Here is a 12,811-nt window from a genome sequence, read left to right as displayed (position 1 = left end):
TGTGACGACGGTGCCGCCCGCACCCGCCGATGTCCTCGATCTGCTGCGCCGGGTCGCGGTGGCGCTGATCCGGTCGGTCGAGACGACCTCGCGAGTCACCGAGATCGTCACCCATCTGGCACATCGCTACGGCTACGACGATGTGCGGGTGATCGTCGTGCCCACCAGCGTGGTCGTGCGGGTGGTCGACGGAGGCGGTGTCGTGCATGTCGATCTGCTCGACACCGACGCGTCGATGCTGAGGTTGGATCAGATCGACACGTTGTACCGGCTAATCGACCGGGTGAAGCGGAAGCTGCCCGCGCCGGCAATAGCCGTTGCGGAACTGAGCCGGGTGCTCGATTCCGCGCAACCGACGCCGATGTGGCAGTTGCTGCTCGGCAACGTGGTGCTGACCGTCGGCATGGGCATGACGCTGAATCCGTCGCCGCGGGCGTTGCCCGGCTATGTGGTGCTCGGACTCGTGGTGCAGGTGTTGATCAGTGCGGTCGGTCAGCTACCGAGGTTGAGTTTTGCCCTTCCGGTGTTGGCGACCGCGACGGTGACGATGCTGGCGTTCGGACTGTCGGGGCCGCTGTCGGGTGGGCATCCTGCCGAGCTGCTGGTGCCGCCGGTCGCCGCACTGCTGCCAGGAAGTGTGCTCACTACCGGTGTGCGCGAGCTCGCCGAGGGCGCGATGATCTCCGGTGCGGCTCGCGTCGCCTCCGGCGTCAATGTGTTGCTGCTCTTGGGTTTCGGCATTCTGGTCGGCCTGGAGATCATCGGGAAGGCCTCCATCGCCGACCCGGCACCATACCCTGCTCTGGGCTGGTGGGCTCCCGTGGTCGGCGTCGCGCTGATCGGGCTCGGAATGTCGTGGCAGTACAGCGCTCCCACGGGATCGATCCCATGGATGTTGTTCGTGCTGTACCTGACGTACGCGGCGCAGGCGCTCGGTAGCCGGGCAGGCAGCCTGTTCGGGGTATTCCTCGGCGGTCTCACGCTCGCGCCCGCGGCGATGCTCATCGCGAGCCACCGTGACGCGCCCGCCGTGCAGGCTTCGTTCCTACTCGGCTTTCGGATGCTCGTCCCCGGCAGCCTGGGGCTCACCGGCCTGTCGGATCTGGCGGGTCACGAAACCAGCCTCGGCATCCATGTCCTCGCGACCACGCTACTGACCATGATCGCGATCGCTCTCGGCATTCAGGTCGGCTCCGGACTGTTCACCAGTCCCGTGTGGTCCCAGCATATTTCGCGTCTACACAACCACGTGCCGGAGCGCTGGCAGCGAACCGTTCGCCGCTGTACGCGCCGGATCAGCAGGTCTCACATCCTGTTCGAGGCAAGCCACAATAGCCATCCCTATCGAAAGGACCCACGGTGAACGATGCACAAGTCGGCACATCGACGCTGTTCCGCAATGTCCGGGTCTTCGACGGTGCCACCGACACTCTCGGCCCGGCCTGCGCTGTCCTGGTGCGCGACAACATGATTGCCCGCGTCGGCGACCGGGATACGGGAACACCGAACGGAGCGGGGGAGACGATAACCGTCATCGACGGCACCGGACACACCTTGATGCCCGGCCTGATCGACGCCCACTACCACCTGTCGCTGGCGACCGTGCCCCAGCAGGAGATGCTGACCGGCGGACTGGACGACATCGGGATCCGTGGCGTCCTCGCGGCCCGACAGACACTGATGCGAGGTTTCACCACCATCAGGGACACCGGCGGGCCGGTATTCGGAATCAAAACAGCCATCGACAACGGGCTGATCGAAGGGCCGAGGATCTATCCCTCCGGGGCGTTCATCTCCCAGACCTCCGGACACGGCGACTCCCGCATGCGTTACGAACTCCCACGCGGGGTGTGCAATCACTACGCGCGGGCCGAAATCAGCGGTGTCGCCGCGATTGCCGACGGTGTCGGCGAGGTCTTACGCGCGGCGCGCGAGCAGTTGATGCGCGGCGCCACGCAGATCAAGGTGATGGCCGGTGGCGGTGCGGGGTCGGAGTACGACCCGCTCGATGTCACCGAATACACCGAGGACGAACTGCGGGCCGCGGTCGCGGTGGCCGAGAACTGGGGCACCTACGTCACCGTGCACGCCTACACCGACCGTGCTGTGCAGCAAGCGATTCGGGCGGGCGTGCGGTGCGTGGAACACGGGCACCTGCTCAGCGAGGCAACCGTCGCCATGATGGCCGAACACGACATCCGCTGGAGCCTGCAACCATTCGGAACCAATACCGCGCAACTGGCCGCCCTCACTCCCAGACAGCGCGCCAGGTACTCGGAGGTGTCCCAAGGAACCGAACGCGCCTACGGATTCGCCGAGAAATACGGCCTGAAGCTGGCCTGGGGCACCGACATCCTGTTCGACGCCGAGGCCACCGCCCAGCAGGGTGCGATGCTCGCGGCCACCGGGCGCTGGCAGACCCCGGCCACCGTGCTGCGCACCGTGACCTCCGCCAACGCCGAAACCGTCGCCATGTGCGGACCCCGCAATCCCTACCCTGGCGCACTCGGCGTCATCCGCCCCGGCGCTCTGGCCGACCTGCTCTTGGTCCGCGGCAACCCGCTACAGAACCTCGACCTGCTCGCCAGCCCCGAGACCAGCCTGTCGGTGATCATGAAAGACGGCCGGATCTACAAGAACACACTCGGCGCGGACACTGTGGCCGCCGCCACCGCATCCTGATCCTGATCCTGATCCTGCTGTAGGAAAGGGCTTTCGATGACCGACACCAAGCCGCCGATCGGGATCAACCGCGAGTTCGGCAGCGACAACTCCGCGGGCGCGCTGCCGCAGATCCTCGACGCCGTCGCCGCCGCGGCGACCGGAACGGCGCCGCCGTACGGCGCCGATACCATAGCGACAGCCATCTGATCAACGACGAGTCCACCGCACTCGAATTGGCGACGGGCGCAGGCCGACTCGTCCCGATCGGTGGCCGCGACACGACGATCGATCCCGAGCAGCTGGCGGCCGCGGTCGGTCGCGGGGCGGGAGATCCGCACAAGGTGCAGCCCGCCGCGCTCAGCATCACCCAGGCCACCGAGACGGGCAACGTCTACACCGTGCCCCAGATCCGCCACCTCACCGAGATCGCCAAGGATGCGGGCCTGCGGGTGCACATGGACGGCGCACGGTTCACCAACGCGCTGGTGGCTCTCGATTGCACTCCCGCGGAGATGACCTGGAAGGCGGGCATCGATCTGCTGTCGTTCGGCACCACCAAGAACGGCACCCTGACCGCCGAGGCGATCGTGCTGTTCGACCGCGCCCTCGCGCTCGAACTCACCTATCGCAGCGAACGCGCCGGACAGCTCACCGCCAAGATGCGTTTCCAAGCCGCGCAGATCCACGCCTACCTCGACGACGACCTCTGGCTGCGCAATGCCCGCCACGCCAACGCTGTGGCCACCCGCCTGCGCACCGGCCTGCGCGAGATTCCCGCGGTGAGCGTACTGGGCAACCCACAGGCCAACATCCTGTTCTGCCAACTGCCACAACCGATCATCGACGGTCTGTACGGCCGCGGCTTCGGTTTCCACGCCGACCGCTGGGGGTCCGGCATCGCCCGCTTCGTCACCTCCTTCGCCACCGCCACCGACGACGTCGACGACCTCCTGGACGCGATCACCCGACTCACCCGAAAGGATTAGTAGCGACAGCAACCACCCGGTACGGATGTAGCACGCGGTATTCGGCTATTACCGGTCGATGTCACCGAGTACAGCGACGACGAAATTCGCGCCGCATACGCCGACGAAATGATCGCCACGCTGTGTGAGCCATTTTCACCTGGATGTGTCGGCTTTTCACCACGTCGTGCGGGTTATGATCGCTTAATTGACTGGAGGCAACATTTCGGCTCCGTCGCCAACGACCCGTCCGCGTGACACGGATTTTCGATCTTGGAGAGTGAAGTAGAGCTGTGGAAAGGACCACGGCGGTGACTTCTCGACCGAACACGAACGAGAAATGCGCGAACCCGCGCGATCACGTCGGTGGCCGGTACACAACTGGCGGATGTGGAGGTGTGCTGTGAAGACGGTGCGTGCGGCCTCGTTCGAGGTGTTGCGGGCGGCGGGGATGACGACGATGTTCGGTAATCCCGGATCGAATGAACTGCCGTTCCTGCAAGACTTTCCGGACGATTTCCGTTATGTGCTCGCGTTGCACGAGGGTGCTGCGCTGGGTATGGCGGACGGGTATTCCCAAGCCATCGGGGAGCCGGTGCTGGTGAGTCTGCATTCGGCGGCCGGGGTGGGACAGGCCATGGGAAACCTGGTCAATTCCGCCGCATCCGGGACGCCGTTGGTGTTGTTGAGCGGTCAGCAGCGGCGGGAGTTGCTGACGTTGCAGGGTGTGCTGGCCAACGTGGATGCGACGACGTTGCCGAAGCCGTTGGTGAAGTGGAGTTTCGAGGCGCCCTCGGCTCAGTCGGTGCCCGCGGTGCTGGCTCGGGCCATCGTGTGCGCGACCACCGCGCCCACCGGCCCGGTCTATGTGTCGGTCCCGCTGGAGGATTGGAACGAGCCCGCGGACACCGACAATCTGGGATTCGCGGTCGGTCGTGCCGTCGCCGGACGGCCGATCGTCGACAGCACCACGCTGCGCCAACTGGCCGCGCGACTGGACCACGCTCGCAACCCAGTTCTGGTGGTCGGCCCGCAACTGGATACCGACGCCGGATGGAAGGCCGCGGTCGCGCTGGCCGACAAGGCCGGTCTGCCGGTCATGATCGGCACCGCCGAATACCATCGCCTCGGGTTCCCGACCGGTCACCCTCGCTATCAAGGCACGCTGGGTGTTCGGGTGGATCAGGCGCGTGAGCAGCTGGCTGCCTATGATTTCGTCCTCTGGGTCGGGGGAGCAGTGCTGCCCTACCACGCTTGGACGCCCGGGCCCTACGTGTCCGGTGGTACCGAACTGGTGCTGGTGACCGCCGACGCCGATCAGGCGGCCCGCAGCCCGCTCGGCGGTGCGCTCGTCGGTGACCCCGCAGATGCGCTGTCCCGGTTGGCCGACTACGCCAGCGCCCGCACCCGGCCGCTGGCCGATCGATCGCATCGAACATCTATCGAGACAGCGGAATTCACCCAGAAGCGGGTGGTGGAGGTGCTCGCGGCGCACGCCCCGCGCGACGCGGTCTATATCAACGAGACCCCGTCGCTGAGTGCCATCTGGGACGACTTGCCGATCACTCGACCCCGCAGCTATCTCTATCCGGCGGCGGCCGGTCTGGGTTACGGGCTGCCTGCCGCGGTGGGATGCGCACTGGCGCAACCGGATCGGCCGGTGATCGCGTTGATCGGAGACGGGTCGGCGAACTACAGCATCAGTGGTTTATGGACCGCCGCTCAGCACCGCCTCGACATCACCTACGTCATCATCGACAACGGCGCCTACCGGGCGCTCCAGGAATTCGGCGAGTGGCTGGACGCACCGAAACTGCCCGGTCTCGACCTGCCAGGCCTCGACTTCGTCGCTCTCGCTCAGGGTTACGGCATCCCCGGCACCGCTATTGACGAGGCGGATACGTTCGCTATGGCGCTCGACAAGGCCCTGTCCACCCCTGGTCCGCATCTGATCCAGGCGAAGGTCACCGCCGTGGCAAGCGGAATGTTCGATTGAGCGCATCTACGCACACCAGTCCGAGGAGGGAGTGATCATGGGAGGCAACGCATTCGGAGGGCTCGGGTCGCTGGCCGGCCCGCTGGCTCGAGACGTGATGCGACGTCACCTCCCGCGACAAATCGGTCGCCGTGCTCGGCCGCAAGATCGAGCTGCCAATTATCCTGGGCCCCACCGGCATGCCCGGCATCCAGCACCCGGATGCCGAACTCGCGGCCGTGCGGGCCGCGCGCGAGGCCGGAACCCTGTTCACCGTCTGCACACCGTCGAGCTATTCGGTCACCCGTATCGCGATGGAATCAGCTGGCCCGCTGTGGTTTCAGCTCTACCCTTGGGGTGATACGGACAATTTCGGCAGGTTCCGATCACCCTGGGCGCTGGCTGCGGATCCTGGCCACCGGGCCGGGCATGACATTGGGCAATGCCGTGGAAAGCGGCGCCGACAACTCCGACGCGCTGCACGTGGCCGAATCCTTCGAGCAGAAATTCGTTCCCTCCTTCACCCCCGACACCCTCGCCCCGGGCAAGGACAAGGTGTACTCGCGCGCCATCGATCTGGTGCGATATGCCGGCAATGGGCAGTCCATATCGGCTCATCCCCAAGGTCGTGGTGAACCCGCGCACCGTCGAAGAGGTCGCGGCCGTGCTCCGGTATGCGCGGACCAGCGGTCTGACCGTCACGTTCCGTGCCGCCGGGACGAGTCCGAGCGGGCAGGCGGTCGGCGACGGCATTCTCGTCGACGTGCGCCGCGGCTGGGCCGTGCGAAATCGGCCTGTCCCGCGGGACCGGCGCCACCTACGAGTCGTTCATCTACCTACTGGAGCGGCTCACCCGATGAATACCGGCGCAATGCGTGGCATACGAGGTGTTCGTGTCCGATGGAGTGGTCTGCTGTGCGGACGCTTTGCACAAACAGCCACACGCTGCGAGATCGCATGTGAAAACGCAAGTCAGAGAAAGTGATCGGCTTGGGGTGCTACGCCGAGCCGATTTGCATCGGCGGCGGCGGGAGGCCAAGGAGGCCTGCAAGTAGGTGACGTTCAGTGCTTGAAAGGTAGCTCCTAGCAGCACTTTTGACTTGAAGGCCCCGCACCGGAGCGCTCGGTGCGGGGCCTCTCTCATTACTGGGGATCAGCTCGAAGCCCACACCAGATATCGGGTGATGTCACGTACCCATCCTCTGCTTGGATGCCGCTGCGACCTCAGCTGGGCGGCTGGTAGGTGACCGGTCGAATAGCGCGCCGCGATGACCCTGCGAGCGCGCCGAGCAGGGCTGCTAGAAGGATCAGCGCCAGGAATAGTTGTCCGTGCAGACCGAGAACGAAGACGGTTCTGTCGGCGAATTCCGGGTCGTGGGTGGCGGTCTCGGGGAACAGTAGCGCGCCGGCCATGCCGAGCCATGGGGTGGCCACGACGGCTGCCGCGCACAGTGTCGAGCGGTGTGCGTCCCGGCCTGGCCGCAGGATGAGCGCCAGGCCGATGAGGCCGAGCAGCACTGTCATCACCATGTATTGGGCGTCGTGAAACTTCGCGTGCGGCGGCCAGTTCGGGTTGAAGGCGTGCTGTGCGGCCAGGTCGGGGATGACCAGGTCGGCGAGGACGGGGCTGACCATCGTGATCACCGCGACAGCGGCGATCACGGTTCGAGGCAAGGGCATTGTTTCGTCTTCCGGGTGGGTGTTCAGAGCGTCCAGGAGTAGGCGGGGGTGATCGAACGACCGAGGAACGCGCTGGGCAGCAGGGGCAGGGTGGTGTTGCGCAGGCCGATGGCCAGAGTCGAATCCCAGTGTGCGGGTGTGCCGACGCGGCGCGAGAGCTGGGCGATCATCTGGGTGCGTGGTCTGCGCAGGCGGTCGTACTCCGCCAATCCCGCGTCGATGCCGCGAGTGCCCACGGTTGCCGCGAGTGTGACGGCGTCCTCGAGTGCCTGGCAGGCGCCCTGACCGAGGTTGGGTGCCATGGCGTGGGCGGCGTCCCCGAGTATCGCGACGTTTCCGCGGGCGTAGGTGCGCAGATTCGGTAGCTCGTAGGTGTCGTGCTGCAGGACCTCGTCGAGGCAAGCGGCCGCGAGGAGTGCCGGGACCGGGTCGTGCCAGCTCGCGAAACGGTCGCGCAGTTGTTCCAGCCCCGTACGGGTTCCGGCCGGGGCGTTGGCCATCAGATAGCAGTAGACACGGCCGTCCGGCATCGGAATATAGCCGAATCGTGCACCCTTACCCCATATTTCGATACTGCCCGCCACCTCATAAGGCGCGGTGAGCAGGCGCCAGGTTGTGTAACCCAGGTAACGCGGACCGGCGGCGTCGGGCCAGATCGAGCGCCGGGTCACACTGTGCACGCCGTCGGCGCCGATCACGAGGTCCGCCGTGGCGGTGCCACCGTCGTAACGGACTGTGCCGTCGGGCAACACCTCTCGCACGGTGGTTCCCGGTCGCAGTGCAGACGCGGGCAGGGCCGCGCGCAGGATGTCGACCAGTGCGGCTCGGTGAATGATCGCCCACGGACCGAAACGTTGTTCGAGTTCTCGGTGTCGTTGCGAATCAGCCAGGTGCCGTTGGAATTTCGGATACCCTGCGGCGGCCCGGCCGGCCCGCCGGCGCGAAGTCGGTCGCCGAGGCCGAGCGCGTCCAGGGCGCGCAGCCCGTTGGGTTGAATCGAGAGCCCCGCACCGATTTCAGTGATTTCCGGTGCGCGTTCGAGCACCTCTACCGTCCAGCCCCGCTGGTGGAACGCCAATGCAGCGGCCAGCCCGCCGATACCCCCACCCACGACGAGCGCCTTCATCGCCGACTCCTGCGATCACGGACCGGCCGGCCACCGCGTAGCCGAGCAGCGCGGGACTGCCGCCACCACTCCGCCGTCACGACCAGCGCGGCTGCCAGAACCAGCCGCCACCAACGTCTCATACCGCTCCCTAGAAGATCTAGATAATTTAGGGATATTAAAACACCATAGATGCTCTAGGATGTCAACGACGGTGGTACAGCGGAAAGGCGACGATGACGACGAAGACCGGTGGGCGACGCGAGCGGCTACGCAAGGCGACCTTGCAGGAAATCCACGAGGCAGCGCGCACACTACTGGTGGAGCAGGGGGCCGCCGCGGTGACGATCAACGCGGTAGCCCGGGCGGTCGGGATGAGCGGTCCGTCGCTGTATCACTACTACGCCGGCCACGAGGCGCTGGTCGGCGCGGTGACAGCGGATTTCTTCGATGAGCTGGCCACTGCGATGGAACAAGCCCGCGATACCCGTGCCGAAGCGCCTGTCGGCGAACGCATCCTGACGGTCTGCCGCGCCATGCGCACCTGGGCGATCGCTCACCCGGCCGAGTTCGGCTGGATCTTTGCCGCCCCCATCACCCCACTGAACCAGAAACCGGATTCCGAACGTCACCAGGCCGGGCAACGATTCGAACGGGTCCTGCTGGATCTGACGATCGAACTCTGGCAGACGCGCCCGTTCCCGGTCCCCGCGCTGACGGATCTGCCCGCGTCCTTACACGAGCAGCTGATCGCCTACTCGGCAAGCATCGGCGACCAACTGCCACCCGCGGCCGCGCATGTCTTCTTGTCCTGTTGGATTCGGCTCTACGGCCTGCTGTGCATGGAAGTCCTGCACCAGCTCGACTTCGCGTACTCCGACCTCGAACCGGTCTTCGAAGAATGCCTGCGCGACCTCACCGGGATTCTCGGCCTGGTGTCACCGGCGACCAGCCCGGCATAACATCCATTTCCGCGGCCTGACCTTGAATATCGTCCGATCGACGGCGGGGCAAGGGCCGCCGCAACATTGCGCACTGATGGTTTCGGGGGCGTTGGTGCCAGACGGCGGGCAGGAAAACGGTGGGCCGCCGATAGCGCGACTCGCTTCGCCGACTGACACCACGCGCATCGGCGGGCGGCTCGAGCGATAGCCGCGCCTGCAGATCGTCTTGGCAGGGCAGGCGCACAACGCCACACGGAGCTACCGCCGCATCTTCGGCGCAGAATTCCTATGAATAACTGCCGGTGTGCTGGGTATCGGTCCGAGTATGGAGATTCTCGTGATCGTCGTGCTTGTGGCGCTCGTCGCCGCGGTCGTGCTGTACCGCAAGCGGTCGAACAAACCGCACCGCACAGACCTATCGACCGGCAACCCTTCGGCCAACGAAGGCGAAGACAGGATTTGACCCTGGAAGGAGCTCTGATGACCGTCTCCAACCAACCGCTCCCGGCGTTCGCTCGGAGCGACGAGGTCCCCGACCATGCCCGCACGACCAGAAGCCATGCGGGTGAGGGAATCGAAGACGGATACAACGTTCCAGGTATCGTCCTCTGTGCGCTGGGGATCGTCGCACTGGCGCTGTGCTTGACCGCGGCTGGCTATGGATTCGCGGGCTGGGCGCTTATCGGCGGCATCGCGGCAGCAGCACTGGCCGGCGCCGGGGTCCTATGGCTACTGCTCGAGCACCGGCGCATCAAAGCCAAAGAGGGACTGAGCCTCACCGACCAGCGGGGACACTGATCGGGCGCAGACGCCGTCTCGCAAAACCCCACCGCCGCGAGAACTCCCATGACCGCCAGCCACATCGTATTCGGATCGCTTCCGGCTCGTCGTGGATGTGAGCTCAACCCATCCATAGGGCGGTCGGCACCGAATTGTGTCTCTGCGGGGTCGAAGAGTCGCCGATGGTCGGCTCCGTAGGTTCCGGCTATTCGTTGGTTCGTTCCGCGGTCGAGCCCGTGCCGGTCGTGGCAGGACCGAGATCTGCGGGAGGACCGTTGTGCGAACTGCCTTTGCGAGAATCGTCGATGAAGTCCTGCCAGGTAGACGGTTTGCCGTCCTCGATCAGAGGTTCGTCGGTGGACGGCTGCGGGTCCGCTTGCTGGTTGGGTGTGCTGGTGGTCTGGTCCGGCGGCTGGGACTCCCTCACTTAGAAGGGCCACAGCTGACGCCGCAGACGCTGAACCCGGTCGATGCGTTAGAACAGCTCGGCCCAGCGGACCCGGCTGCGGGCGAGCAGCCACAGTCCGTGTACGAAAACTACTGGTGTTCGGCCACTTTCGTTGGCAGTGACGATCTGATCGAGCGTGTGCTGACCGATCTTCGAGGGTGTGTCATGGCGAAACTCCGCATTGAGCGGCTTGCTCGATGAACGTCGTGACGGCGACCGGTTGCGAGACAAGGGAGGCGTGCGAGGCTGCGACCTCGCTGGTGTGTGCGAGCCCGTACGCGTGGCCATGTAGCGCCGCGACGGTGACAGCCGGCGCGGGGTCTGTGCCAACTCAGGCGGAGGTGTCCTGGTATGCCTGCGCTTGCAGGGAATAGAACTCGCGGTAGATGCCGTCGTGGGACATCAGCTCGTCGTGGCTGCCCTGTTCGACGACACGGCCTTGTTCGAGCACGAAGATTCGGTCGGCGTAGCGGACCGTGGCCAGGCGGTGGGTGATCAGAACGACGGTGCGCTGAGCGGCGTGCTTGCGAATCGTCTCGAAGATGGCGTGCTCGGTGCGCGCATCGAGGGCGGCCGTCGGTTCGTCGCAGATCAGCAGCGGGGCATCGCGATAGAGGCCACGCGCGACGGCGATGCGCTGCCATTGCCCGCCCGATAGCTCGACGCCGCCCCGATAGGTCGGGTCGAGCAGGGTATCGGCGCCTTCGGGCAGTCCGGCGAAAACCTCGTCGGCGCCGGGTGCGCTGGTTGCTGCGGCAAATCCGGCGTCGGCTTCCGGATGGTCGTGGCGGCCGATGGTGACGTTCTGTCGTGCCGAGAACGGCCAGTGGGTGAAATTCTGGGCCACCACGGCGATCCGGTCGCGCAGCGACGCCAGATCGATCTCGCGCAATGGCACACCGCCGTAGGTGACCGATCCGCTGTCGGGCTGGTAGAGGCCGCTGAGTATTTTGGCGAGAGTCGTTTTCCCGGAGCCGTTCTCGCCGACAATGGCGATGATCTCCCCGGGTTCGATGTCGATGCTGAGACCGTTCAACGCGGGCCGGTCCGCACTCGGATAAGTGAATGTGACATCGCGTGCGGCGATTCTGTCCACGTCCGCGGGTGCGGTCGTGCCGCCGCTGCGTTCCTGTCGCTGTGCGGCATGGTCGCGGAATTCGAGGTAGTCCCGGAAGAACAGCGCGTTCTCATAACTCCAGTTCATGCTGTCCACGAGTTCCCGCAGGGAGTTCATGGCGGTGCGGATGGCGACGACCGCGGTTCCCGCCACGGCCAACGGCATTGCGGCGGTGAACAACAGCAGCCCGAGTGCCGCATAGACCAGTCCGACACCGAGGCTCGCGAGCGCCCCGCCGATGGCGCGGGTCTCGGCTTGCCTGCGCTCCAGGCGCAAGGCGCGTCGCTGGACCAGGGCGGACAGCCGATCGAACTCGCCGAGCAGGAAGGAGCGCATGGTGTAGGCGCGGATCTCGGCGGCGGGCACTCGGTCGGCCATGAGGTCGGTGAGGGTCTCCATTCTGCGCTCGGCGCCGCTGGTCGCCGCGTAGACCTCATAGCTCATTCGTGCCGACCGTACCGCCGCCCACCAGGTCGGGACGAGAGCGAGCAGCAACAACGGCACCAGTACCGGATGCAGGACGCCCAGGACGCCGGCGATCATGGCCAGGCCGATGGCGGCGGACAGCAGCCGAAGGACACCGTCGAGCAGGGCCTCCACCGCGTGAGGCGCGCGCAGGCGGATTCGGTGCAGCGTGTTCTGGAAGGTGTCGTCGTCGAAGGCCACCAGCTCGACACTGGTTGTCAGCCTCAGTAATCGGGTCTGCAGGCTACGGCGCAGCTGCGGGGTGAGTCGCGATCTGGTCCAGTTCGCGACCTCTCGCATGACGCCACGACCGACCAGCATCGCCGTCACCAGGAGCAGCGCGGGTGCCGCCGCGCGGATCCGATCCGGCGTCGGGCCGCCCGTCAAGAGATGATCGAGTATCGATGTCGTCGCCAACAATCCGACCGCCGTACCGATCTCGGCGATGAGTGTGCACAGCACCAACATGGCGGTGTCGCGCCGGCTTACCTGCCAGCACTCCCGAAGGACCCGGCCGAAGGTGGCCGGTAACTGGCGGGCCATTGTCCAGAAGCCGGTCGCGGCAACCGTCTCATCGTATGCCGCCCACGGGTCGGCGGTCTTGTCGAGTGCCTCGGCTGAATCGTCGGAAACCAATGGTGAACTCGGTCCGTCGGGCATAGCGGAAT

General features: G+C 65.9%; 13 protein-coding genes and 1 pseudogene. 10 read left to right on the top strand and 4 right to left on the bottom strand.

What is annotated here, in order from left to right; all coding sequences use genetic code 11:
* The first annotated feature begins 1 nt into the window (after position 1).
* From ACIHA7_RS12155 to ACIHA7_RS12125, 7 genes and pseudogenes are all read left to right on the top strand, one after another.
* Complete coding sequence (locus ACIHA7_RS12155; RefSeq protein WP_397288460.1) at positions 2–1,363, top strand: threonine/serine exporter family protein; 1,362 nt, start codon at positions 2–4, stop codon at positions 1,361–1,363.
* Positions 1,360–2,682, top strand: coding sequence for an amidohydrolase family protein (locus ACIHA7_RS12150; protein WP_397288458.1), 1,323 nt, complete (start codon positions 1,360–1,362; stop codon positions 2,680–2,682). Before ACIHA7_RS12155 ends, ACIHA7_RS12150 begins: the two co-directional genes overlap by 4 nt.
* A gap of 36 nt (positions 2,683–2,718) precedes the next feature.
* Positions 2,719–2,871 (top strand): hypothetical protein, encoded by a 153-nt coding sequence (locus ACIHA7_RS12145; RefSeq protein WP_397288456.1) that lies wholly within the window; start codon positions 2,719–2,721, stop codon positions 2,869–2,871.
* Positions 2,872–2,897: 26 nt separating this feature from the next.
* Complete coding sequence (locus ACIHA7_RS12140) at positions 2,898–3,650, top strand: threonine aldolase family protein (protein ID WP_397288454.1); 753 nt, start codon at positions 2,898–2,900, stop codon at positions 3,648–3,650.
* Positions 3,651–4,032: 382 nt separating this feature from the next.
* Positions 4,033–5,625 (top strand): benzoylformate decarboxylase, encoded by a 1,593-nt coding sequence (mdlC, locus tag ACIHA7_RS12135; protein ID WP_397288452.1) that lies wholly within the window; start codon positions 4,033–4,035, stop codon positions 5,623–5,625.
* A 113-nt stretch (positions 5,626–5,738) separates the two neighbouring features.
* Positions 5,739–6,239 (top strand): annotated as a pseudogene (locus ACIHA7_RS12130) (alpha-hydroxy-acid oxidizing protein); the annotation flags it as partial.
* On the top strand, positions 6,191–6,589 hold the full coding sequence (locus ACIHA7_RS12125) for an FAD-binding oxidoreductase (RefSeq protein WP_397288450.1): 399 nt from the start codon (positions 6,191–6,193) through the stop codon (positions 6,587–6,589). The pseudogene ACIHA7_RS12130 and the gene ACIHA7_RS12125, both read left to right, overlap by 49 nt.
* A 239-nt stretch (positions 6,590–6,828) precedes the next feature.
* On the opposite strand, the gene ACIHA7_RS12120 is transcribed toward ACIHA7_RS12125, so the two are convergent.
* Genes ACIHA7_RS12120 through ACIHA7_RS12110 form a run of 3 tightly spaced genes read right to left on the bottom strand, consistent with a single transcriptional unit; the run spans position 6,829 to position 8,410 of the window.
* A complete protein-coding gene (locus tag ACIHA7_RS12120) occupies positions 6,829–7,284 on the bottom strand; it encodes a DUF6640 family protein (RefSeq protein WP_397288448.1) in 456 nt (151 codons plus the stop codon).
* Positions 7,285–7,307: 23 nt separating this feature from the next.
* Positions 7,308–8,045 carry an FAD-dependent monooxygenase gene (locus ACIHA7_RS12115; RefSeq protein ID WP_397288446.1) on the bottom strand — a complete coding sequence of 246 codons (738 nt, stop codon included), beginning with the start codon at positions 8,043–8,045 and terminating at the stop codon, positions 7,308–7,310.
* Positions 7,979–8,410, bottom strand: coding sequence for an FAD-dependent monooxygenase (locus ACIHA7_RS12110; protein ID WP_397288444.1), 432 nt, complete (start codon positions 8,408–8,410; stop codon positions 7,979–7,981). The genes ACIHA7_RS12115 and ACIHA7_RS12110 overlap by 67 nt, the downstream gene beginning before the upstream one ends.
* 215 nt (positions 8,411–8,625) lie before the next feature.
* Here ACIHA7_RS12110 and ACIHA7_RS12105 point away from each other — a divergent pair, with 215 nt between their 5' ends.
* The 3 genes from ACIHA7_RS12105 (at position 8,626) to ACIHA7_RS12095 (ending at position 10,131) form a co-directional block, all read left to right on the top strand.
* The gene (locus ACIHA7_RS12105; protein WP_397288442.1) at positions 8,626–9,351 is read left to right on the top strand and encodes a TetR/AcrR family transcriptional regulator; all 726 of its coding nucleotides are present in this window, start codon (positions 8,626–8,628) and stop codon (positions 9,349–9,351) included.
* Positions 9,352–9,658: 307 nt separating this feature from the next.
* Positions 9,659–9,796 carry a hypothetical protein gene (locus ACIHA7_RS12100; RefSeq protein WP_397288440.1) on the top strand — a complete coding sequence of 46 codons (138 nt, stop codon included), beginning with the start codon at positions 9,659–9,661 and terminating at the stop codon, positions 9,794–9,796.
* 17 nt (positions 9,797–9,813) lie between these two features.
* Positions 9,814–10,131, top strand: a complete 318-nt coding sequence (locus ACIHA7_RS12095; protein WP_397288438.1) for a hypothetical protein — start codon at positions 9,814–9,816, stop codon at positions 10,129–10,131.
* 761 nt (positions 10,132–10,892) lie between these two features.
* Here the strand turns inward: ACIHA7_RS12095 and ACIHA7_RS12090 are convergent.
* On the bottom strand, positions 10,893–12,803 hold the full coding sequence (locus ACIHA7_RS12090) for an ABC transporter ATP-binding protein (protein WP_397288436.1): 1,911 nt from the start codon (positions 12,801–12,803) through the stop codon (positions 10,893–10,895).
* Positions 12,804–12,811: the final 8 nt, after the last annotated feature.

This window comes from Nocardia sp. NPDC052316, from assembly GCF_044547795.1.
GTDB lineage: Bacteria > Actinomycetota > Actinomycetes > Mycobacteriales > Mycobacteriaceae > Nocardia.
This window is presented reverse-complemented; position numbering and strand designations above follow the sequence as displayed.

What these genes read in the sequence shown, in the direction of transcription:
- ACIHA7_RS12145 (WP_397288456.1), top strand. Translation starts at nt 2,719, where the DNA reads ATGACCGACACCAAGCCGCCGATCGGGATCAACCGCGAGTTCGGCAGC.
- ACIHA7_RS12125 (WP_397288450.1), top strand. Translation starts at nt 6,191, where the DNA reads ATGCCGGCAATGGGCAGTCCATATCGGCTCATCCCCAAGGTCGTGGTG.
- ACIHA7_RS12120 (WP_397288448.1), bottom strand. Translation starts at nt 7,284, where the DNA reads ATGCCCTTGCCTCGAACCGTGATCGCCGCTGTCGCGGTGATCACGATG.
- ACIHA7_RS12110 (WP_397288444.1), bottom strand. Translation starts at nt 8,410, where the DNA reads ATGAAGGCGCTCGTCGTGGGTGGGGGTATCGGCGGGCTGGCCGCTGCA.
- ACIHA7_RS12105 (WP_397288442.1), top strand. Translation starts at nt 8,626, where the DNA reads ATGACGACGAAGACCGGTGGGCGACGCGAGCGGCTACGCAAGGCGACC.
- ACIHA7_RS12100 (WP_397288440.1), top strand. Translation starts at nt 9,659, where the DNA reads ATGGAGATTCTCGTGATCGTCGTGCTTGTGGCGCTCGTCGCCGCGGTC.
- ACIHA7_RS12095 (WP_397288438.1), top strand. Translation starts at nt 9,814, where the DNA reads ATGACCGTCTCCAACCAACCGCTCCCGGCGTTCGCTCGGAGCGACGAG.
- ACIHA7_RS12090 (WP_397288436.1), bottom strand. Translation starts at nt 12,803, where the DNA reads ATGCCCGACGGACCGAGTTCACCATTGGTTTCCGACGATTCAGCCGAG.